Source organism: Limosilactobacillus caviae (genome assembly GCF_014635905.1).
GTDB classification, from domain to species: Bacteria; Bacillota; Bacilli; order Lactobacillales; family Lactobacillaceae; genus Limosilactobacillus; species Limosilactobacillus caviae.
The window spans coordinates 31,282-56,371 of the sequence record NZ_BMDS01000001.1 but is presented as its reverse complement, the minus strand read 5'-3'; the positions used below and the strand labels follow the sequence as shown (position 1 = coordinate 56,371).

Genomic DNA, 25,090 nt, shown 5'->3' with positions numbered 1-25,090 from the left:
CATTATAAAAGGATTATTCTATTTTCGTAATGATAACTTCACAACGGCTTCGCAACGGGCTGTTTGTGGCATCATATCAATTGGCTGGATATAGTCAACATGATATACACTGGTAAGCCGGCGCAAGTTACGAGCAAGTGAAGCCATTCCGCATGAAACATAGGCAAATTTGCGTGGCTTAACTTTTAAGATCTGCTTAATTAACTGGTCGTCTAACCCTGTCCGTGGTGGGTCAACAACAAGAGCATCAAAGTTAAGACCTTCTTTTTGCCACCGTGGAAGGACTTCTTCTGCCTTGCCAACTTCATACTTAGCATTTGTGATGTTGTTTAGCTTGGCGTTTTCATTTGCATCAGCGACCGCTTCGGGAATAATTTCCATTCCGCGAACAGCTTTTACGCGTGAGGCGAGGGAAAGCCCGATTGTTCCGATTCCGGCATAGGCATCGATTAATGTGTCGTCCTTATCTAATTCTAGTGCTTTAGAAGCTTCCTCATAGAGCACTTCTGTTTGTTCAGGATTTAATTGCAGGAATGAACGGGCTGACAATTTAAAATCAAGACCCATCAGACTTTCAAGGATTGAATCTTTTCCTGCAAGGTGGATCATCTTCTCGCCCCAAACTAATGGCGTGTCGCCTGGATTAACATTTTGCATTACTGACACAACCGCTGGCAGCTCTTTTTCGATGCGTTCGAGCAAGGTGTGCTTATGGGGAAGCTTGGCTGAATTGGTAATGAAAGTTAACTGGACTTCACCAGTTGAACATGATTCACGGACAGCAAGGGTTTTGATAATCCCGCTATTATGTTTTTCATCATAGACGGGGATCTGCAAGTCTTCAATCATCTTGACGACCGCCCGGACCGTTTCCATAGTTCGGGGCATTTGAACAGCGCAGGTTTCCATATCGACAAGGGTATGGCTGTTTGGCTGATAGAGACCGGCAGCTACTTTACCATTGACCATTCGGACTTGAAATTGGGCCTTGTTACGGTAACCGTATTGTTCCGGAGCAGCGATTGTTGGCCGGACATCATAATTACGGTAGCCATATGGTTGAAACTTTTCGAGACTATCTAAGACGACTTGCCGTTTGAACTTTAATTGTTGTTGGTAAGCGAGATTTTCAAGCTCAAAACCACCAGCAATATCAGCATAGGCGTCTCGTGGCGTTACCCGATACCGGCTCTTTTTGCGAATCCGGTGAATCTTGGCCTCAAGATATCGTGGTAAAACACGGGTAACCTCGGCGACGACAACTTCATCTGGCAAGGCACCGGGAACAAAACAGACCTTGTGCTTATAGTAGCCGATTCCGTGACCATTAACGCCAAGGCGACGAATCGTGAGCGGGAAACGTTTCCCAACCCATACTTCAACATCCTGTTCATGTTGTTTTGTTTGTGTCATGTTATTTCTCCGTTCTTTTAAATCAATGTGGTTAATATTTTAGCACATCTCCAAATACTACCGGATAAATATGCAGATATAACGGGTAGAAAAACTAAATAACCGCTTTTCCTTTTTAAAATTTAGGTTAGTTTATAATCAATTATTACGAAAATAGTCAATTAAGTATGCATATTACTAATAATATGTTTTTTGATCGAGTAAAATATAGTAGAATAACAATGTGAAATGTTGCATAAATAACTTAAAGGAAGTGACACTTTTGAAAATTGCTGCAATTGCCGGGTCCAATGCCAACCATTCTTATAACCGGATGTTGCTAGAATTTATGGCCCGTCATTTTAGTGATGATGATATTGATGTGATTGATATTCGTCAAGTACCAATGTTTAATGAAGATTACAAGGGTAAGATCCCTGAGGTTGTTGCCGATATTGATCGTCGTGTTGCAAGTGCCGATGCTGTTATTATTGCTAGTCCCGAATACAACCACTCAATTACGTCTGCGCTTAAGAGTCTAGTTGAATGGCTTTCATATGAAGTTCACCCATTGCAGGACAAGCCTGTGATGATTATTGGTGCATCTACCCATGAGCAGGGTTCATCTCGTTCACAAGTTCAATTACGGGATATTTTAATCTCACCAGGGGTAAATGCTTATATTTTCCAAAATGAAGAATTCTTTATGAGTGATGCCGCAAATATCATTGATGAAGATGGTAATATTACTAATGAAATGACGATCCATTTCTTAGAAAAATGTATGCGTGAGTTTAAGCACTATGCTAAGGCGATTAACCGCATGATTGCTGAAAAGAAGGAGGCGGATAAGTAATGAAAATTCTTGCACTAGTTGGAACAAATGCGAAGTTCTCATATAACCGAATTTTACTTAAGTATATGAAGAAACATTTCCGCCAAATGGCTGATATTGAGATTTACGAGATCAACCAATTGCCGCCTTTTAGTGTTGATACGCCGCTTTCAGAACAAACAGAGGTCTGGAAGTTAAAGCAAAAGATCAAAACAGCAGACGGAATTATCTTCTCCACTCCTGAATATGACCACGGAATTCCGGCAGCATTAAAGAGCGCGGTTGAGTGGCTTTCTTACAAGACGAATGTTTTATCCCATAAACCGGCAATGGTTGTTGGGGTATCGTATGGTCGGCAAGCTTCTGCTAGGTCACAAGTACAAATGCGTCAAATTTTGATTTCCCCAGATTGTGATACTAACTTATTACCAGGGAATGAAGTATTGATTGGTAATGCTAGTCATTCATTCTCTAAGGATGGCCGTTTGATTAATCCTGAAATGCGGGACAGTCTTGAAGAAAGCTTTACCCATTTTGTGGAATATATTCAAATTTTTGAAAAAGTAAATGAGGAGGGACTGGAGATGTCCGTTAAACAACCAACGATTAGTGAAGCATATATTAACTTCCCAACAGGTCGGTTAACGTTAAAGGAAGTTCAACAAATCTTTAGCACGATTCCATTTGAGATCGACCTGATTGATAGCACTGACCACTTTGCATGGTATTCTGACAAGCCAAACCGGGAACACGTTCGTAACGTAGCTTCTCTTGGCGAAACTGTTCAAGAATGCCATCCGCCAATGGCTGTTCCTACGGTAATGAAGATTATTAACAGCTTCCGAAATGGTGAAAAGGATGTTGTTACCCGTCCATTATGGATGAATGGTCACCGTTCATTGATTCAATATTATGCTCTTCGTGACATCAATGGTCATTACCTCGGTACAATCGAATTTACAGGCAGTGTTGAGTACATTCTTAACCTCTTTGAAAATGGTGCATGGAGTACTGATGGGAACACTGGGGCTTCTAAACATGAAGATGCTGGTAATGATGAAAACGCAGAAGATAGCGTAGACGCATCGACAGGCGCTTCTGAATCAAGCGATGACAGTAACGATAGCACTGATAACACTAGTGCAGTTACTGCCACCCCAGTTGAGGAAGCTGATGGATCAGACGCTACAACAGGCGCATCCGACGCAGGTAGCGTAGACGCTAATGATGAAGAGGCAGATGCCACAACAGGTGCATCCGAAAACTAATTATGAATAATGAATTGATGGCGCAGCGACATGTAATGACTCATCATGCCTTAGGAACACGGATAAATTTGACGATTTTTGGTAACGAGTATTTTTCGTTATTAAAAAAATCAATGGACTTAATCGACCATTATGAAGACCAGCTGACGGTTAACCGTGATCAGTCAGAGGTAATGTCAGTGAATCATGGTGCGGGCAAAATGCCTAAAATGGTATCACAAACGACCTTTGACCTGATTGAATTAGCCGTAAAATATAGTCGAGAAAATTTTGGCTTTAACGCTTTAATCGGACCATTAGTTAAACTATGGAAGATTGGCTTTGAAGGTGCACGGGTCCCAAGTGATGCGGAGATTAAGGAACGACTGAAGTTAATTGATCCTTATAAGGTATTATTAAATCGTGATACACGGACTGTTTTATTAGAAGAACCGGGGATGGAACTTGACCTTGGCGGAATTGCGAAGGGTTACATTGCCGATCGGATTCGTGACTTTTGGCAAGAAGCAGGGGTGCCTGCAGGGATTATTGATCTTGGTGGAAATCTGCTTTTCGTTGGTAATTCGCCGCGTCGTGATGATGGACAGTGGATTATCGGCGTCCAAGACCCGCAGCTGCATCGGGGTGAAAACCTAGCAACAGTTCGTGAGCCAGCATGTTCAGCAGTGACATCAGGCATTTATGAGCGCTTTTTAATTAAAAACGGTCACCGTTATCACCATTTGCTTGATCCGCGAACAGGATACCCCCTTGAAACAGACCTAAGTAGTGTGACAGTTTTTACTGATCAATCGGTAATGGGTGAAATTGAAGCGAAACGCCTATTTTTCAATGGTGAACCAATTGAAGGCTGGGAGTCACGTCCCGGCAACCGCGGCGCTATCTTTATTCATAATGATGAATCAATGATGAATGTTGGTTTTTAATAACTTTATAATTAACAATGGCTGTTAGTATTTTTAAAATGCTAACGGTCATTTTTTAATTTAATAAGCCAAAATATAACTAATTGATTTACTTGCAATTGAAGATTTCACTTTATATATGATAAATATTTCATGCGTAGAAAAAATTTATATCTTTCTATCTCTTACTCTCGCAATCATTCTATAACTTTCTGCGAGGCTTGCCGATTTAAAAAAAAAAAAAACGGTATAATTTATGCCGTTAATTAAATAACTTTATTTATATCCTATTATTGAGAGGGGTAATTAGATGTTATCGAAAAATAATCGACAGGAACAATTCCGTAAGCAAGAACCGAAAAAGCAACGGTTTGCGATTAAGAAACTTACGGTTGGTGTTGCTTCTGTCTTAATTGGATTTACATTTATGGGGATGAATGCGTCTGCTGATACCGATACTACATCAGCAAACAATACACAACCAGCTAGTGAATCATCAACAAATGGTGATACTGATTCTAATTCGAGTGTGGTTCCAATAAAGACGCCTGTTACTGTAACACAGGATTTGAGTACAGTACCTGCATCGAACCGTACGGTAGTGAATACTGATACTCAAAATGAACAGAGTCAAGCTGCTACTCCTGCTCAAAAGGAAGATACAGTAAAGCCAACAGAGACTACTATCGCAAGTCCCATGGCAGATAAATATGAACAGGCAGTAAAAGATGGATTAAATCAAGCTTTGTTTACTATGCCATCGGCTGCTTCAACTAATGCTACTACTACTTTAGAGGATCAACAAAAAACTTTACGTGGTACTCAACAACAAGAAGTAGCGGACTGGCAAGGATTAGTTAATGCTTTAAACGACTCTAATATCGGTACAATTAAATTAACTAGTGATATTACTGTCGCTAATAAGGGTACAAATGTTAACGGCATTAATCGTCCACAACCACTAGTTAACTCTGGAAAGATGAACTTAACTGGTTCTAATATTTCTGGAGGATTAGATATTGATGGTCAAGGTCACGCTATTAATTTTGGTGCTAATTACCTTAGTTTTACTACTAACAACCAAAAAGATAGTAATCCGTGGGATATTGCTTTCAAGAATTTAACTATTAATGCTGATGGCTATGATAATTCATGGTCTACTCTTGGTGGTGCGTTTAGCCCAATTTATATGGGTGGAGACGACATAAGGACTGATCTTTTAACTAACAACAAAGTTACATTTGAAAACGTAACTGCCGATGTTAAAAATGGTGCCTTCTACAACACTACAATGGCGCAACAAACCACTGATAACCCATACACTACGGTAACCTTTAAGGGTAATAACAACATTACTTGTGAGGCCGTAAACGTTAAGGGAAATCAGCTTTATAACTATTCAAGTGCTGTATCAGCATCACACATTATTTTTGCCCAAGGTACTAATACCGTCTTTAACGTAAGCAGTGCGAAAACCAACAACGATCAAAACGCTGGTGGCAACATTTTGCGGGCCAAAGTTGAAGATGAAACAAATGATACTGCTCCAGCAATTGATATTCAACAAGGTGCAACCGTAACCTTAAATGGTCAATCTAAAGATGTTAAAGGGATGCTTGTCAACAGCGCTATTACTGGTACTGTTCAAGTAGATGGTAACTTAATTGCTAACATGGCTGATGGTCACTCAATGGCTATTTGGGCTGGTAACTTAAACATTGGTAAAACTGGCGTTGTTAATATTAATACTAAACAAAGTAATGATGGTAGTGGTGCCAATGGTGTAACTAATTATGATGGTTATCACTTTGCTCCTATTTCATTAGGTGTTGGTTTTGCTGCTAATATTACTAATGCTGATTCCAATGTTTTAGATAATCAAGGTAAGTTAACAATTGTTCGTACTGGTGATAATAATCAATCTACTACACCATTAATCTCATTTGGTTCAGGTAGTGGTTTAGGTGCTAAGTGGGATTTGAATGTTCATGAAGGTGCTACGCTTGACTTACAAGATAGTGCTCAACAATCTCAATCGGCTACGAAAGGGTTCTTCACTAATACCCCTAAATATGGATTGGTAACTATGTGGGGCGGTGGAACTGGTACAAATAATAGTTATAACCATGTTACTATTACCAATCCTAAGTATGTAAACTTCCAACGTACAGGAAACCAAACAGGTACTTTACTTCGTCTTGAAAATCAAAATAATAATGTAACTGTTTCTAGTGCGGGTGGTAAATTGCCATTTGCTCAATGGGACGAAGGAAATAAAGGAACAGGTGCATCTGATTACTGGTATCTCAAAAATATTCAAACTCAGAACAACTGGGGTGATAACGCTATTTCTGGCTTTACTCAAGCTGGGAACGCTCGAGGACAAAATAAGAATGGTGAGATTAAGTTTTTACACTCAAACGGTCAAGTAAATCTTGCTCAAAACCAAGCTGGACTTAATAGTTATCAATTTATTGATGGAACGGTTACTCAAGGACAACCAGCTGACGGTGTAAAATATGAAACTCCATACTTAAACCGGCTCTTGAATAACTTCAACTGGTGGACTCCACAAAGAGTTGCAATGGGTAGTTCTTTAGAAGAAGTAGCTAAGCCAACTGATTCTGATCAATATCAACCAGTAGTCAAGACTATTGATGGTAATACTAGACAAACCTTAAATGACTTAACTGCCAAGGACGGTATTTCTGGTTTACGTACTAGCGGTGGAACCATAACACCAGATCTTTCTGCTATTAAGTCTGTAACTTGGTATGATGCAGCTACTGATGCAACTGAATGGAATAACTTGATGAATGGTCAAGCTGCTCCAACTAACCCAACTGGCAATTTGAAGACTAGCGATAAGTCAGCTTGGGCTAAGGTTACTTATACAGATGGATCGATCGATTTTGCTAATATTCCATTGAATATTACCGTACCAATGGCAGATACTTACACTCCATCTTATAATTCAGTAACTGTAGAACAAGGACAAAGTGCGACTGCTGACCCTAACTTTGTAGGACAAGATGGTAAGGAAACAACCATGCCTGCTGGATCCACTTTTACAACTGGTACGAATACACCAAGTTGGGCAAATGTCGATCCATCAACTGGTGTTGTTACAGTGAACCCAAGCATTGACGTAACCCCTGGCGCATACAATGTTCCTGTAACTGTAACTTACCCAGATAAGAGCACTGATGAGACAACAGTTCCGGTTATTGTAACTAAGGCGGGTCAAACAGTTATTTGGGGCGAAAATGGTGCAGTTGTAACTACAGTTGACGCTTCTAGCCTTAATGCTCATGAGACTAGTGAGAATTCACAAGTCCTCGCTCCAGCTAATGTTGTGACTGCTCAAGGATATAAATTAACTGACGGTAAGCTTTCAACTACTGCTATGCCAATCACTATTGATCCTTCAACGGTAAGCTGGACTACTACCCCTGATACTACTGTAGAAACGGCAACTGTTGCTGGTAAGCAAATTTCTACCAGTGTTAATATTGATTTCACTAATAATGATGTGGCAAAGAATATCTTAGGCTCAAAGAATGGTACTGTAACTACTAACTCATTCACTATTGATGCTAAGGGTGCTGGTGCTAAGACCGTATCAACTCCAGTGAAAATTGCTTTAGGCTCTGATTTAACCAGTGAACAATTTGATCAATTAGTAGACAACAATATTCCAGCTAATGAAATTGCTACTACTACTTGGGCAACAAAGCCTGATGAAAATGGCAACGGCGGAGTAGTTAAGATTGCGTTTAAAGACGATGCTGCTAATGGTCAACCAACATACTTGAATATTACTATTCCATCAAGTTCAGTTGATATTACAACTAATGCTGATCAATACACCCCTGAAGGTCAGCAAGTTTCTACTAAAGTAGGGGAAACGCCAGATGCTTCACAAGGCATTAGTAATAAGAATACTTTACCAGATGGAACTCAGTACACTTGGCAGACGACTCCAGATACTACCACGCCAGGTGAAAAGCCAGCTGTAGTTGTTGTAACTTATCCAGATGGATCCCAAGACAATGTTCCAACAAATGTTGTTGTTAATGCTAACCCAGAGATTAAACCAATTAGCACCACTGTTGGTCAAGTTCCAGAAGCTACTCAAGGTATTGCTAACCTTAACAATGACGGTTCTACTCCAGTTGAAGGTTATCCATCAGGAGCAAATTGGATAACTGCTCCAGACACTTCTAAGCCAGGAACAACCACTGGTACAGCTAAAGTAACTTATCCAGATGGCACCACAGAAACTGTTACTATCCCAGTTGCCGTAAGTGATAATCAAGATGTAACGATTATTGACGACAAGGGACACAGTTACAGCTTACATGCTAAAAATGTAATTACGCACAAGACTTCAGATAAGAACATTATTGGTGCTCCTGTAATTGAAAACTTTAAGCTTAGTTACTACGAAGGCGGACAAAATTACAGCAAGCCATATATCTATACCTTAAACTCCGATGGTACTGCTTATGAACTTACCCAGACAGGTGATAATCCAGTTGGTGTTACTGTAAATGCACCGCAAAGTGTTCCAGTAAGCGAAATTTCTTCAATTTGGACTCCAATGGGCGCTGAATTTGGTATTCCTGGTGTTACTGGTCAGGGTCAACCATCCAGTTTAGTATCAGACAAGAACAATGGTACTAAGACTATTACCTACACTGGTCAAGATAACACCCAAGGTAGTCCGTACGTTTACCCAATGTATTCTGCAACAGTAGATACTTCTAAAGTAAACTGGCCAATTTTTGGTAAGGGTCCTAAAGCTCAACACCCATTCCCATTTGTTTACATTTATGGTGCTGAAGCTAACGGTACTATTCCAAGCGTTAACTCAGATGTTAATGATTTAAAGGCTGCTTTAGGGGATGCTGGCAAACTTGTAAATACTAGTGATTTAACTCAAGCACATAACTCAGAAATTTCTTCAATTGATTGGCAAACATTACCAAGCCTTGAAAAAGCAAACGCACAAGCTCCAGCAACAGTTAGAATTAACTTTACTGATGGCAGCTATCTTGATGTTCCAGTTGCTGTAAATGTAATTAAGGTTGATCAAGGTGTAGATAACAAGGATAATCATGATATTTACCGTGATATCACGCGTACTATTACTGTTGAAGGACAAGACGCACCAGTTGTTCAACATGTAATTTATAGTCGTGCTAAGATTACTAATTTGGCTAAGCCAGAAGGACAACAAGTAACTTATACTGCTTGGGTAGCTGGCAAAAACAATGAGGGTCAAGAAGTAACAAGCTTCCCACAATTTGAAGTGACTAAACCTGGCTACACTGCTACTGCAACTGGGGCAACGATTGAAAATATTAATGGCAAGCAATACGTTCCAGCTTCCGCAACTATTACTCCAGATTCACAAAATGAGACTGTTAATGTAACTTACACTGCTAATGAACATACTTTAGTGATTACTTACGTTGATTCTCAAACTGGTAAGCAAGTTGGTTCACATTACAATGTATCTGGTAAAACTGGTCAGGAAGTATCTGTTGATGTTGCTGGTAATGTTCCAACTAATTGGAAATTAGTGCCAAACCAGCGTGTTATAAGTTCATACACATTTGGTTCAGATGACCCAGCGCCTGTAACTTACAAGGTTGAACACAATACTGAAAATGTCCCTGTTGATAAGACTAATTCAGATACTTACCGTGAAGTAACTCAAACAATTTACGAAGTTCCAGCTGGTAAGACTGAAGCTGATAAGACAGTTGTAAGAACGATTACTGTTCCATTCCAACGCACAGGAATTAAAGACTTAGTAACTGGTGACATTACTTGGAATGCATGGCAAGGTCCAAAAGATTCTAAGTTAGTAAACGGTGTATCTACTTACGAAATTCCAGCTTACACTGTTGCTCAGGCTAAGGGTTATGACAGTTACGTAAATGGTAGCAAGTCAACTGAAATAGCAAGTACAGCTGTAAATGCAGACTCTGCTAATATTACTGATACCATTACTTATGTAAAAGAAGGCTCAACGCCAGTACCATACAACCCAGGTAAAGAGGGAGTTAACGACGACATGAACCGTTATGTAACACGGACAATTGTTGTTAATAACCCAGACGGTACTAAGGTAACCAAGAACCAAACCGTTCACTTCACAAATAAAGATAAAGACGGTAACAGTGGGTATCAAGACCCCGTAACTGGTGAGATTACTTATAACGCAGCATGGCATGTTGCTGGTGATTTAAATGCGTCAACAGGAACATGGGATGCCTATACTCCAGAAGTTATTAAGGGCTATGTTGCTAATCCGGCAAGTGTTGCAGAAAAGACTGTAAACGCAGAAACCCAAAATCAAACAGTAACAATTAATTACACAAAGAATACGCCAGCTGAAACTGATGCTGATAAGTACACGCCAGAAGGTCAAGATGTTCATACGATTGTTGGTAAAGTTCCAGCTGCTAAGGAAGGTATTAGTAATACTGGTGACTTGCCAGAAGGAACAACTTATACTTGGAAGACAACACCAGACGTAAGCAAGTCGGGGACAGTTACTGGAACGGTTATTGTAACGTACCCTGATCACTCAACTGATGAGGTTCCGGTTAATGTTATCGTTACTGACAATCAAACACCAGTACCATATAATCCGGGCAAAGATGGTGTTAACGATGAGATGAACCGGTATGTGACACGGACAATCATTGTTGACAACCTGGATGGCACGAAGACAACTACTAACCAAACTGTTCACTTCACAAATGAAGATAAAGACGGTAACAGTGGTTACAAAGATGTCGCAACTGGCAAGGTTATTTACAACACCGTATGGCATGTTGCTGGTGATTTGAATGCATCAACAGGAACTTGGAATGCCTTTACGCCAAAAGCTGTTAAGGGCTATGTTGCCACCCCGGCAAGTATTGCTGCTGAAACTGTAAATGCTAACACGCCAAACCAAACGGTAACTATCAGTTACCACAAGGATTCTGATGAGCCAATTAAGTGGAATGGTACAAATGACGACATGTATCGTGAAGTAACGCGGACAATCATTAGTCACATTCCGAATGCGGACCCACAAACCCAAATCCAAACCGTGAAGTTTACGCGTAAGGATAAGGAAGGTAATGCAGGCTACAAAGATCCCGCAACCAATAAGATTACTTGGAATGCTTGGCATGTAGTTGACGGTACTAATACAACAGGAACTTGGGCAGAATACAATGCTCCAGAAGTTAAGGGTTACACTGCTGATCCAGTAAGCGTTGCTCAAGCTACAGTAACTCCAGATACAAAGGATATTACTGTTGATATCAACTACACTCCTTCTGCAACTACACCAACAGATGCAGATAAATACATGCCGAAAGGTCAAGATATTACTGTAAAGCAGGGTGAAACTCCAGATCCATCAGATGGTATTAAGAATAAAGGAGACCTACCAGATGGTACTAAATACACTTGGAAGGATACTCCAGATACAACAATACCAGGTGATAAGCCAGCAGTTATTGTCGTAACTTATCCAGATGGTTCAAAGGATAAAGTACCTGTTACAATTCACGTAACTAACCCGACAATGCCAACAGATGCCGACAAGTATACGCCATCTTACCCCGAAGTTGTTACAACACCAGGTCAGACGACAAAGACTGATGTAACTTACAATGGTGACAAGCCTGCCGCTGGGGATGTTACCTACAAGATTGTTCCAGGTTCTAATGTTCCTGATTGGGTAACTGTTGATCCAGCAACTGGGACAATTACTGCAAAAGTACCAAGTGATGCTACTACCCAAGTGGTAACTGTTCCAGTAACGGTAACATACACTGATGGTTCTAGTGATGCTATAACTGCCACAATCGTTGTGGTAGCAACTAAGGATCATGTTACTAACCCAACTGGTCCAACAGATACAATCAAGGATCCAGAGAAGTTACCAAGTGGTACCAAGGTTGTTTGGACTCCAGGTGATCAACCAGATCCAAACAAGAAGGGTGACCAACCAACCAGTGTAACTATTACAGTGCCGGGACATGAGCCAATCAAGATCCCAACTTCTGTCGACTATAACAACCCTACTGATGCCGATAAGTACACTCCAGAAGGTAACCCAATTACGATTACAAAGGGTGATAAGGTTCCAGATCCAGCTGATGGTATTAAGAACAAGGGTGACTTGCCAGATGGCACCAAGTACACCTGGGACGTAACGCCAGATCCAGAGAAGGTTGGTACGCAGACAGTTGTAGTCAACGTTAACTACCCAGATGGTTCACAAGATAAGGTAACAACTACTGTTACGGTTACAGAACCAACTACTGATGCCGATAAATACACGCCGGAAGCTCAACCAATAACAACTCCAGAAGGTAAGGTTCCGGATGCTGCAGAAGGTATCAAGAACAAGAGTGACTTGCCGGATGGTACCAAGTACACCTGGAATGATCCTGATAAGGTCGCCCAAGACGTAAAGACACCTGGTACGCATGATGAGACAATTACAATTAATTATCCAGACGGCTCGAAAGATACCGTTACGGTTGCCGTCCATGTTCCAGCTCCAGAAGGTCAAGAAATTACGACTGACCAAGGTAAACTCCCTAACCCTGCCGATGCAATTAAGAACAAGGACCAAATGCCAGACGGTACTACCTACACTTGGCAACAAAAGCCAGATGTTTCAACACCGGGTGATCATACTGGTGTTGTTGCGGTTCACTTCCCAGATGGAACGAGCTATGAAATAACGGTTACTGTTCATGTTAATGCCACAACCCCTGATAATAGTAAAACTAATAATGGCGGAAACACGAACACCGGAACTGGTAAACAGATTACTAATGCTGGAAGCAAGACTAACACTACAATTAGTAATAACGTTTCAGCAACCGAAAATGTAAATAGTAATTTGCAAAATGTAGCAGCCAACACTAATGAGCAAACTACTAAGAAAGCATTGCCACAAACTGGTAATGATACTAATAAGACCGCTTCCCTAGTTGGACTAGGCTTAGCTTCGATCGCAAGCATGTTTGGATTTAGTGGTACTTTACGAAGACGGAATACTGGTAAGTAATTAGCGCCTTATTCCCCCTTAGCTGTTAATTAACTTAGCAGAAAATTCGTTTTAGTAAATGCTACTATTTCAAACGTGTATTGGAGAAGTGAATAATACACGCAAATGAGACTCAAAGCTTGAGAGAATCAAGTTTTGGGTCTCTATTGTTTTAAATTAAGGTGTGTTGAAATATGAAGAGTTGATCATATGTGGATTTAAAATAAACGATGTATTTAGCTTATTATAACGTTGTTTATAATAGCTACTTACTACTTATCACTTGAAAAAATCGTAATAGATGATATTACTAAAATTGTTAATTAAGATTAGGGGATTTTTTAACTTTTATTGATTAATAACTATTACAGGGGGAATTAAATATGTTATCGCAGAATAACTGGCAAGAACAGTTGCGTAAACAGGCGCCTAGGAAACAGCGCTTTGCAATCAAGAAGCTAACAGTAGGGGTTGCTTCAGTTTTGATTGGTTTTACATTTATGGGGGTTAGTGCATCTGCGGATAGTATGTCGACAACAACGCCGACTTCAGAAACTACATCAACGGAAAATAACAGTACTAATAATGACCAAAAAACAGCTAAGCAGGTGGTGTTGCAATCTAATACTACAGATACTCAGAAGCCTGTAGAACAGACTAATGCAGTTAATTTGAATAATGATCAATCACAAGATAAGAATGAAGATAAGGGAGCGGCAACACAAACATTCGATTTAGCAGCTAATCAATCAAAAACAGCCGCAAATCAACAGGCAACACCGGTTAACACTCTTAACCAACAACTTTATTCAGTCAAAGATGGTGTGGCTGATGTTGCAACTTTCGCCGACTTTACTAAGGCATTGTGTGATAAAAATGTTAAAACTATTAACATGACTGCTGATATCACTGCTTCTGATGATCAAAGTGCATTGGTATCGGGTGGTACTGGACTAGTCGGCGCTAACATGCTTAGTCCATATGAATTAACTCCAGATAAGGTAGATGTTCCCTTAATTTCACCATCGCCATATGTAGGGATTGCGCATGATGTAACAATTCAAGGTAATAATCACACTCTTGATATGAATAAATGGACTATTACTTTGGTTAACCAAAACTATGATGCCGATCATGCCTGGAATATTACTTTTAAGGACATGATCCTTAAAAGTCAGGCTCAAAATCAATCATATGGTCCAATTTACTTTATGAAGCCACTAACAGGAATGACTAGTGGTATCCAAAGAAAAGTTATTTCCGATGACGATTTGAATCGTTCTAGTTTGAACTTTGATAACGTCACCGCTGTTTTTGATGGTACTAGTCTTGGCGCAAGTAATGTTAAGACAACTTTTTCTGGTAAAAACAGAATCAATACCACTAATGTTGATAAAGCTGTAACTGCGAAAAGCATTAATGTGGCTAATGGAATTACATCTATTAATGCTAATAGTGCTCAAACAGCCATTGATACTGTAGGAAGCGTAACTGTTAGTCAAAATGCTAGTTTGAATATTCAAGGCGGCGATGGTAGCGAACTTTCTAATACTAAGATTTATCCATCTGCAGGTATTACTACCAGCCAAGATACTGGTAATGTTAAATTAGCTGACGGTGCAAGTTTAACTATTCGCGCTAAAGATAGCGGAATCACTACTGCTAGTGTGACTACAGGCAATCAAGCAAAGCTAAACGTTATTGGAACGGTTGTTGGTGTTAAAACTAAAGGCTTTGTTCAATTAGGCGATAATTCAACGACTAATATTAATGCGCTTGGTAATGATATTAATACCAGTACCTTAGTCACAGGTAAAGGTTCAACCTTAAACTTACTTAATGAAACTAATACTGCTATGGGTAATACAGGTAATAACGCAGTAACTTTTGTTAATAGCGTTAATATTGGTCAAGGCTCAACAGTAAATGTAAATACTGGGGATGCACAGCCGCCAGAAGATGCTAATACTAAAGATGTCCGTGGCTTTTACAGTGATTATCATGGTAAGTCCTATATTAATATTGGTGAAAACGCCAAGGTTAATATGAAGATGGGCTCTGGTCACTCACAAGCAATGATGGCAAGCAATCTTGACATTAAAGACGGTGCCAAAGTTGATATTTCAACAATGCAAGATAACAATAACGAGCTACGTTATAAATGGTCTGCTATCCAAAATGCAACAACTACTTATCCTGATTATGATCACTATGCACCAATTACTTTAGCCTATTATTCTGAAGGTACTTTGCACATTGCTAAAGATGCCAGTTTAAAGATGGTTCGTGGCAAGTGTAGTGGTATGGTGCCAATGATTGCTTTTGGTAATGCGACAAGTGGTGGTGATTTCTTCTTCTTGGGTAGCCGTAACTATACTTTAACTGTTGATGCTGGTGGTAGTCTTGATTTACAAGATGGTGAAAACAGTAAAGGTATTCAGGGCTATGAATGGGGTGAAACCGATAATTTAGGTCCTGTTGACAAAATCTTTGTTCCAGGGATGATCACCATGTTTGGAGCAAGTTCAACGGATAAGATTACGTTTGGTAGTGTAAATGAAGATAACACCATGAGTGCAGCCAAGTATATTAATTTGCAACGTACAGGTCGGCAACGTGGTAACTTAATTAAGCTTGAAGGTAAAGCACAACCAGGCGGCTTATTAACTAGTGCTAATATTCAGAACTTAACGAGAGTTTTGGGTACAGCACCTGTTGCACAATGGAATGATGCCAACATTGGCAATGAACCTTCGCATGTATGGGTAACAGCCCAGATTGAAAGTCAAAACGGGGGTGGAGATACTGCAAGTAACTATGTTCCAATAAATGCGGAAGGTGTTACTGCTGATGGTTTCGTTAAAAACGGTGCGATTTTGGGCTTGAGCTTTGGTAACTCGAGTGGTTTAGTTCAAATCCCTAATTACAAGACAAACGACCTTTCAATTTATAATAATGGTCAAATTACTGGTCCTTACACTGACGATTTGAATGACTTCTTAGCTAACTTTAACTGGTGGAAGTCTCGTCGAATTGCTCTCGGGACTGCTTTGTATAACAATGATAGTCTTATTAAATTAAACGATGCTGATAAATATGAACCCGTTGTAAATACGCTTAAGAAGACAGAGGGCGATATTTTAACTAATTCTGCCTTTGATAACCATCAAGTTGTATCTAGCCTAACCGATCCGCAATACAATGTTATTTCAACAGGTCTAGACAGTATTATTAAGGACCAATTCTGGGGAGTTGATTGGACTAAGACTCAATTCAAGAATATTTTGAAAGATGGGCTTCCTGATGCAGATAAAGTAGCGGCCTTAAACAATAATGATGGTAAAACAAATGAGCAAATTTTTAATGACCAGACAGAATATAAGGCTTACCAACAATTTTTGAAGAACATTTATTATCCTGATGGTCAAACTAGAACAACTTATGATAAAGCTGCCTTTGATAAGCCGTTAGCTGCAGGCAATCATAGTGTAACCGCCACTGTGGTTTACCAAGACGGCACTGCGGATACGATTGCTGTTCCAATTGAAGTGGCTAAGAGATTACAAAAAGATGATTATCTTCCAAATTATGCTCCAACTGAGATTAAGCAAGGGCAAACTGCCACAGTTGCTGCACCTAAATTTGAACAAAAGCAAATTACGGCTGACGGCACGGTAACTTACACCGATATTACAGCGCCAACTGGTGTAACCTATGCAGCAGGATCAGATATTCCAGGATTTGCTACAGTAAATAGCGATGGCTCAATTTCTCTTAAACCTACTGCTGGTACTGCTACTGGTATTTATAATATCCCTGTAACTGTCACTTATGCCGATAAATCAACATCTACAGTTAATGCTTTAGTTAATGTAACTGATGGTAACTCCAGCATTATCTGGGGCAAGAAGAATCCAGACGGCACAGTTAATGGTGCGGTTGTTGTTAAGAGTAATCCACTTATTTTGCACAAGACTGATGTGGATTCAGTATCAACTACTGTAGACAATCTAGATGCTAAGAGTGCTATTAGTGAAATTGATGTTTATACTACTGATAAAAATGATGCTACTAAACTAGTGAATACTGCATATCGTTATCAAAAAGGCGACTTCAAAGATGCTGGTGGCAATTCAATTGGCAGCATTTCTGTAAGTTACGATGATTCAGCACATAACCTGAACACTAGTCAGGGAGATTCTGCTACTTTACCAGTTAATGTAACTTTCAATAATGGTTCTGTTCCAGCAACGGACAATATTGTCGATAACGGTGCAAAAACTAGTTTCAATCAATCTGTAACCTTAGTAGGTGCTAGTCCTATTACGCCAGTTAAGACAATTTCCATCCCAGTTGGCTATGATATGACGAAAGATCCAGAGGGCTACTTTACTTCAGATAATTTGAAGGCAATGGTGGATCACTCTGATTTAGACAAACTTGCTGACAATATGGCAGTAAAGAGCTATTCAATTGATCCTGCAAAGTTTGATACTAATAAAGCCGGAGATGCCCGAGATTTCACTATTCGTATTACTTTCAACGATGGCCATGCTGGAACTAATTCATACTTAGACGTTACTATTCCTAAGGGCGTTCAAGTAACCACGGGTGAAATGGCTGAATATAACCCATCGTATTCTTCGGTAACTGATACTAAGCAACAAGCAGTCACGCTTACTCCAAGCTTTACTGGTGATAAGCCAACTGATGGCGTAACTTATGCAATTGACCAAACGAGTGAATCTAACTTGCCCGCTGCTATGAAGCAATATATACATGTTGATCCAAATAGTGGAAGTATTACTGTCGACCACCAAGCCATGGCAGATACCGCTAGTTATGAAATTCCAGTCATTGTAACTTACCATGATGGTACGAAAGATAATGTAATTGCAAAAGTCTACGAAGTTAAGAGCACGGGAACAGTAACTGATCCGCTTTCTGCCAAAGAAGGAATTAGTCATTTTGAGAAGTTACCAGTTGGTACAAAAGTTACTTGGGATAAGAAACCTGATCCTCATACTGCTTCAGAAAAGATTAATGCAATCGTCACTATTCCTGGTCAAGATCCAGTTAAAGTTCCAGTAACAGTTACAAGCAGTTTAGCGCTTGATCCGAACAATAAGACAGTAGTCTACGGTCAAGATGCTGTTACAACAATTAACTTTGATACACCAAATTATCACAAGACCAGTGACGATAATACTCCTGATGCACCAGTAGTTAAGAGCATTGATATCAAGACTGATAAAGGCACTATTACGTATACCTTATCTAGTGATGGTAAAACTTATAGTGACGGGAATGGTCATAGCTTTAATGCTAGTGAAATTAAGACTTCTTGGGTTGACAGATATAATGTAAATACTAATAGTTCTAACTTTAATACAGATGGTACTAAGACTACTTTGGCTCCAACTAAGGATAGCCAGACTAGCGATGAATGGGATGCCAATAAGAATTCTAAGTATTGTGTTCACATCACTGCTACTGGTGATGCTGCACAGGCAATGGACTTGCCAGATTCTGATGCTGGCTGGGCTAATGTATATGCCAACTTCTATGGTGCAAGTGCTGCTAAAGCTAGCGCTGCCAATAATAATTTAACAGCAGTTCAAAATGGTACATTAGCTGATCCAGAAAATTATGTTGATACAACTGATTTGACCCCTGCTCATAATGTAGAAGTTGAGGATATTACTTGGAACACAAAGCCTGACTTATCTAAGGCAGGGCAGATTACTGTCAACGCTGATATTAACTTTACAGATGGTACTAAATTAACTATTCCAGTTACGATTACGGTTGCTGAATCACAAGCTAATAAGTTTGCTAGTGCTAACAAGGATAATGCCCTAGTTCAGACTATTTCTAAAGGTAAGGGCTATGTATTTAAGGATACTGATGCTAGTCAAGGCATTAAGGAAGATCCTAATAATACTTATCACGTTGTTTGGACTGATAAGGACAACTTAAAGGCTCCAAGATTCAATGATGTAACTAAGATTGATACTTCTAAGAAGTCACCTGCAACATCATATGACGCAACGATTTACTTCGAAGATGGTACTAAGCTTGGTGTTAAGATTCCAGTTGTAATCACTGATGAGGCTACTGATAATCAAAGCAATATTTCAGCTAAGACTTATCAAGTAGACAAAGGTGGAAAAGTTAATGCTAGCGATGTAATTACTCCAAATAATAATATTCCTGAAGGAACTACGTATAATTGGGGCGACAAGACACCTGATACTTCTAAAGTAGGTACGCAGGACATAACTGTAAAGATAACCTATCCAGATGGCACGACAAGTTCAATAGATAGTAAGGTAACTATCGAAGCAACTCCAGAAGTTGGTACAGTTACTTTGCATCAAGGTGTAACTCCAACTGCTGAAGATGCTACATCAGCAATTACTAACTTAGATCCAGATGGTGTTGACGGAATGCCAAAGAGCGTAGCTTGGAAGACCACTCCAGCAGTTGCTAATGCAGGCAAGACAACTGCTACAGTAGCAGTAACTTATAATGACGGTTACACTAAGGATATTACTGTTCCAGTCAATGTTTTAAAGACAACTAAGGGCAGTGACATAACCACGCCAAGCGATGCTACTCACGATATTTACCGTGAAATTACGCGGACAATCACTGTTGATGATCAAACTCCAATAGTTCAAAAAGTAGTCTTCACGCGTGATAAGTACACTGATTCAACTGATGCTACAGCTAAACCAACTTACTCTGAGTGGGTTGCAAAAGATAATAAAGATACATTTGCTGAAACTGGTAAAGTAACTAAAGATGGTTACACTCCAGCTGCTGTTGATAATAACAATAAGCCTGTAACTTTGACTGACAAGGGTACAATTGCCAGTCAAAAAGTTACTGCTGATAGTTCAGACATCAAGATTACCGTAACTAACACGGCCAATGATCAAACTGTAACTGTTAAGTTTATCAATGCAAAAGATGGTTCTACTATTTCGGTTGATAAGCCTAAGACCTTACCAGGTAAGACTGATAGCACTGTAGCAATTTCTGCAAAAGACATTACTATTCCAACTGGCTACAAGCTTGATAAGAATTTTGGCTTACCAGAAAGTTATAAGTTCACGGCAGCTAAAGATCAAACTATTACTGTTAAACTGGACCACTTAACAGCACTTGATCCAAGTAAAGTTGATCAAACAGATCCTAAGAATGCTGATATGTTTGAAACGATCACGCGGACAATTAACTATACTGACCCAACTACTTCAGAAAAGCATTCTGACAAACAAGCTGTTAAGTTCCAACGCACCAAGACTGTTAACGATGCCGATTCTTCTGATGTGATTTACGGCAACTGGACTCCAGTAGATAGCAGTAAGACTGCATGGGATGAATATGATGTTCCTACGTTTGCGGACTATGCAGTTTTAGCTCAAGATGATGCAGGACATAATGTTGCTATTACGAACGGTAAGATTGCTGGTCAAAGCCTTGAACCAGGTAATGACGGTAAGGCTAAGACTACTGATCAAACAATCAATTTGACTTACACGATGCAGGAATCAGGTGAGTTTAAGAAAGCTAATAAAGATAATGCTTTAATTAAGCAACTTAGCTGGGGTAAAGGGACTAAACATGATGCTTCTGAGGCTATTGATGGTGTAATTACTAAGCAGGATCAAACTGACTATCACGTAAAGGGTGCTACGTTTAATACTGTTCCTTCGACTGATGAAGTTCATGGCGCTAAAAACGTTGAAGTTACTATCACCTTTGACGATGGTTCAGCTGCAACCGTTCAAATTCCTGTCGTAATCACTGATAATGCTGGTGATGATACAACAATCACAAGTAAGCCGGTCTTTATTCCAGTCGATGCAGGACAAAAGCCTAGTTTGCCAGATCCGAAGACTGGTGTAGATGATCCAGCTGCCCCAACAGGAACAAAGTATGAATGGAAAGATACGCCAGCCGTTCCAGAGCCGGGTGAAAAGGCAACGTCAGCTACAATTGTGGTTACGTATCCAGATGGGACGCAGAAAGAGATTCCGACTACTCTTACTAGTGATTACAAGCCAGTAGTTGCAGCTATTACGACGCCTAAAGATGTTGCTCCTGATGTTGTAAAAGGTATTGCTAACTTAAATAAGGGTAAAGGCTACCCAACTAGCGTAACCTGGAAAACAACTCCTGATGTAACCAAGACTGGTTCAACAAAGGGCGTTGCAACTGTAAGTTATGACAATGGCTATACAGTTGATGTTGAAATCCCAATTAGTGTGGCAAAAAATGATAGTGAAAGTTACGATCCAAAACCAACTATTAAACCAGTCCCAGTGCCGCAAGATAATAAAGACGTCAAACCAAGTGCAGTTGTCGATCCCGAGACTTTGCCAACTGGTCCAGATGATAAACCAACAATTACTTGGACCGATCCAACTAAGAAGCCGGACCTAACAACACCTGGTACTCAACCAGCTGATGTTGATGTTAAATATCCAGATGGTACGGTTGATCATGTTGAGGGTCATGTAACAATTGAAGCTGCTCCAGAAATCGGTTCAATTTTAACTGATCAAGGTGTCGTTCCAGATTTGACTAAGCCAGAAAATGCTAAGCAAGTTGTAAAGAACCTAAATAACTGTACGGATAAACCAGTTGACGGTTATCCAAGTAGTGTTGCTTGGACAATTACCCCAGATGTATCAAAGGCTGGATTAGCAACAGGTCGGATCACGATTACTTATCCAGACGGTTATAAGATAACTAAGGACATTTCGATTAACGTTACCGATGCAACTGCTGGTACTGATGCAGATAAATTCACAAAAGATAACGGGGAAAAGAACATCTTCGTTCATCAATTAGTTTGGGGTAAAAATACCAGTCACCAAGCAAATGAAGCTATCGATGCAATCAATAGTGATGTGAAGGATAAATACCATGTCACCAGTGCGGTATTTACTACGGATCCTTCAACGGATAAAGTTCACGATGTTCAAAACTTTGAAGCTGTTGTAAGCTTTGAAGATGGTACTAAGGCTACAGTTCAAATCCCAGTAGCAATTACTGATGATGCTGGTAGCGATGCAGCGATCAAGTCTAAGCCAGTTGTAATTTCGGTTAAGCCAGGTCAAAAGCCTGCTTTGCCAGACCCAAAGACTGGTGTAGACGACCCAGCTGCTCCAACGGGAACGAAGTATGAATGGAAAGATACGCCGGCTGTTCCCAAACCAGGTGAGACTCCTGCAAATCCAGTAGTAGTTGTTAAGTATCCAGATGGAACGCAGAAAGAGATTCCAACAACTATTAGCAGTGTTTACACGCCTCAAATAATTGCAATTACTACGCCAAGGAATATAGTCCCTGAAGCTGCAAAGGGTATTGCTAACTTAAATAAGGGTAAAGGCTATCCAACTAGTGTAACTTGGAAGACCGTTCCTGACGTTTCTAAGCTTGGTTCAACGGAAGCAACAGCAATTGTAGAATACGGCAATGGAAATCAGATTAAGGTTCAACTTCCTTTGACAGTTATCAAAGGCGATAGTGAAACTTACAGTCCGCAACCAACTGCTAAGCCGGTTCCCGTTCCGCAAAACAGCAACGACATCGCCCCAAGCTCAGTTATTGATCCCAAGACCTTGCCGACCAATCCAAAAGACAAGCCAACAATTACTTGGACTGATTCGACTGTAAAACCAGATCTAACTAAGCCTGGCACTCAACCGGCTGACGTTGATATCAAGTATCCAGATGGTACGGTTGATCATGTTAAGGGTCATGTAACAATTGAAGCTGCTCCAGTGATTGGCACGGTTTCAACTAAGTCTGGTATTGTGCCAGATTTGACTAAGCCAGAAAATGCTAAGCGGGTTGTGAAGAACCTAAACAATGGAATGGATAAACCGGTTGACGGTTACCCAAGCAGTATAACTTGGGATAAAGAACCAGACCTATCAAAGCCTGGAGTAGCAACAGGTAGGATTACGATTGCTTACCCAGATGGTTATAAGATAACTAAAGATGTTTCAATTAACGTTACTGGAACATCAACGCCAAGTTCGAGTGCAGAACCAGGTAGCAGTAGCACTGCAACTTCAAGTTCAAGTGCAGAACCGGGTAGCAGTAGCACCGCAACTTCAGGTTCAAGTGCAGAACCAGGTAGCAGTAGCACATCAACCCCAGGTTCTGGTACCACCGCCCAACCTGGAAATACGCCACAAACAGATGCCCAAACATATCCTGCTGCGCCAAAGTTAGATGCTCATACTGTCGTTGATAAGACGCCAGAACCATCGACAATGATTGCAGGTGAATTACCACAAGGCACGACTGTCGATTGGGTTAAAAAGCCTGATACAACTAAGGCAGGAAAGACGAGTGGCGAAATAAAGGTTACTTATCCGGATGGCTCATCGTTGACAATAACAGTACCGTTGACTGTAGATAAGCCACAGCAACAAGACGCTGATAAGTATAAGCCGGTAATTGTTCCGGTTGATACCAAAGCGGGTCAGGTACCATCCCCATCAACAGCGGTTAAAAATCAGGAAACATTGCCAGCCGGTACGAAGGTTGCATGGTTAAACGAACCGTCAATTCCTGAAACAACAGGAAAGAGTATTATCGGCAAACTTGTAATTACTTATCCAGATAGTAGTCAGATCATTAAACAAGTAGTTATTACTACTACTCGCAATGGCGGAAGTGATGCAGAAAATTATCAGCCAATGGTTAAAACACCGTTGATAGTAACGATTAATCACCTTCCACAGGCTAGTGAAGTTATTACAAATATTGATCAGCTTCCAACTGGACCAAATGGTGAGCTATCTAAAGTTACGTGGACCAGTGTACCGACTATTTCTGAAAAAGCTGGTGCAAAGACAAGTGGACAAATTACCGTTACTTACCCAGATGGCACTTCTGATCAGGTTGAAGTAATTCTTGAAACATCTCCTACCGTTGCAAAACAGACTGATGCTGATAAATTTGTACCGCAACGATTAGCAAATGCGACTGTTCAAATGGGGCAAACCATTGATCCAGCAGAATTGATTAGCAATGCGCAAGACTTACCGGCAGGGACGATGATTACTTGGGCTAACAGAAATAAAGTTAATACCGACTTTTCTGTGGCGGGTACTTATACTGAAACAATAACGATTAAGTATCCAGATGGTTCAATTAGTAATGTCGACGTTCTAATTACGGTTCATAATAATGCTGCAGCTACTCAGAATGTTGATCGTGATGAGGCACCTGAAAAGCTAATTAATAACAGTAACAATATTGTTATTGAGGCCAATAAGGGCCATCATCAACTTACTCAGCACTTAGTAACGGTAACGAAAACTAGTGTTAAGGGTCAAAAGCCAATCAGTAATAACGGTCAATCATCAAAGAAGCTACCGCAAACTGGTAATTCTAATGATAAGCTAAGTGCATTAGCTGGTCTAAGTCTTGCTACAATTACAGGGCTTTTAGGATTGTTAAGACGGAATAAGAAACAAAACTAGAATTAAATAAAGAGAGTGTAGATGTATGTCAAAATGACAAGTATTTACACTCCCTTTTTATTTATCGATCTTTATGTAAAACGGTATACTAATAACTG

General features: G+C 40.1%; 6 protein-coding genes. 5 read left to right on the top strand and 1 reads right to left on the bottom strand.

Annotated features, from left to right (window positions below):
• Positions 1-18: 18 nt before the first annotated feature.
• Complete coding sequence (gene rlmD / locus IEU90_RS00045; protein WP_153709506.1) at positions 19-1,413, bottom strand: 23S rRNA (uracil(1939)-C(5))-methyltransferase RlmD; 1,395 nt, start codon at positions 1,411-1,413, stop codon at positions 19-21.
• 262 nt (positions 1,414-1,675) lie between these two features.
• Between rlmD and IEU90_RS00040 the strand changes: the two genes are divergently transcribed.
• The 5 genes from IEU90_RS00040 to IEU90_RS00020 all read left to right on the top strand — a co-directional run bounded on the left by IEU90_RS00040 (position 1,676) and on the right by IEU90_RS00020 (position 24,992).
• On the top strand, positions 1,676-2,248 hold the full coding sequence (locus tag IEU90_RS00040) for an NADPH-dependent FMN reductase (protein WP_153709507.1): 573 nt from the start codon (positions 1,676-1,678) through the stop codon (positions 2,246-2,248).
• Entirely contained in the window at positions 2,248-3,495 is a 1,248-nt protein-coding gene (locus IEU90_RS00035) for an NAD(P)H-dependent oxidoreductase (protein ID WP_153709508.1), read from the top strand. The genes IEU90_RS00040 and IEU90_RS00035 overlap by 1 nt, the downstream gene beginning before the upstream one ends.
• 2 nt (positions 3,496-3,497) lie before the next feature.
• Positions 3,498-4,421 (top strand): FAD:protein FMN transferase, encoded by a 924-nt coding sequence (locus IEU90_RS00030; protein WP_153709509.1) that lies wholly within the window; start codon positions 3,498-3,500, stop codon positions 4,419-4,421.
• A 289-nt stretch (positions 4,422-4,710) separates the two neighbouring features.
• Positions 4,711-13,497: a Rib/alpha-like domain-containing protein gene (locus IEU90_RS00025; RefSeq protein ID WP_188357555.1), complete on the top strand. Its 8,787-nt coding sequence runs from the start codon at positions 4,711-4,713 to the stop codon at positions 13,495-13,497.
• A gap of 362 nt (positions 13,498-13,859) precedes the next feature.
• Positions 13,860-24,992, top strand: coding sequence for a Rib/alpha-like domain-containing protein (locus tag IEU90_RS00020; protein WP_188357554.1), 11,133 nt, complete (start codon positions 13,860-13,862; stop codon positions 24,990-24,992).
• Positions 24,993-25,090 lie beyond the last annotated feature (98 nt).

What these genes read in the sequence shown, in the direction of transcription:
- rlmD (WP_153709506.1), bottom strand. Translation starts at nt 1,413, where the DNA reads ATGACACAAACAAAACAACATGAACAGGATGTTGAAGTATGGGTTGGG.
- IEU90_RS00020 (WP_188357554.1), top strand. Translation starts at nt 13,860, where the DNA reads ATGTTATCGCAGAATAACTGGCAAGAACAGTTGCGTAAACAGGCGCCT.
- IEU90_RS00035 (WP_153709508.1), top strand. Translation starts at nt 2,248, where the DNA reads ATGAAAATTCTTGCACTAGTTGGAACAAATGCGAAGTTCTCATATAAC.
- IEU90_RS00030 (WP_153709509.1), top strand. Translation starts at nt 3,498, where the DNA reads ATGAATAATGAATTGATGGCGCAGCGACATGTAATGACTCATCATGCC.
- IEU90_RS00025 (WP_188357555.1), top strand. Translation starts at nt 4,711, where the DNA reads ATGTTATCGAAAAATAATCGACAGGAACAATTCCGTAAGCAAGAACCG.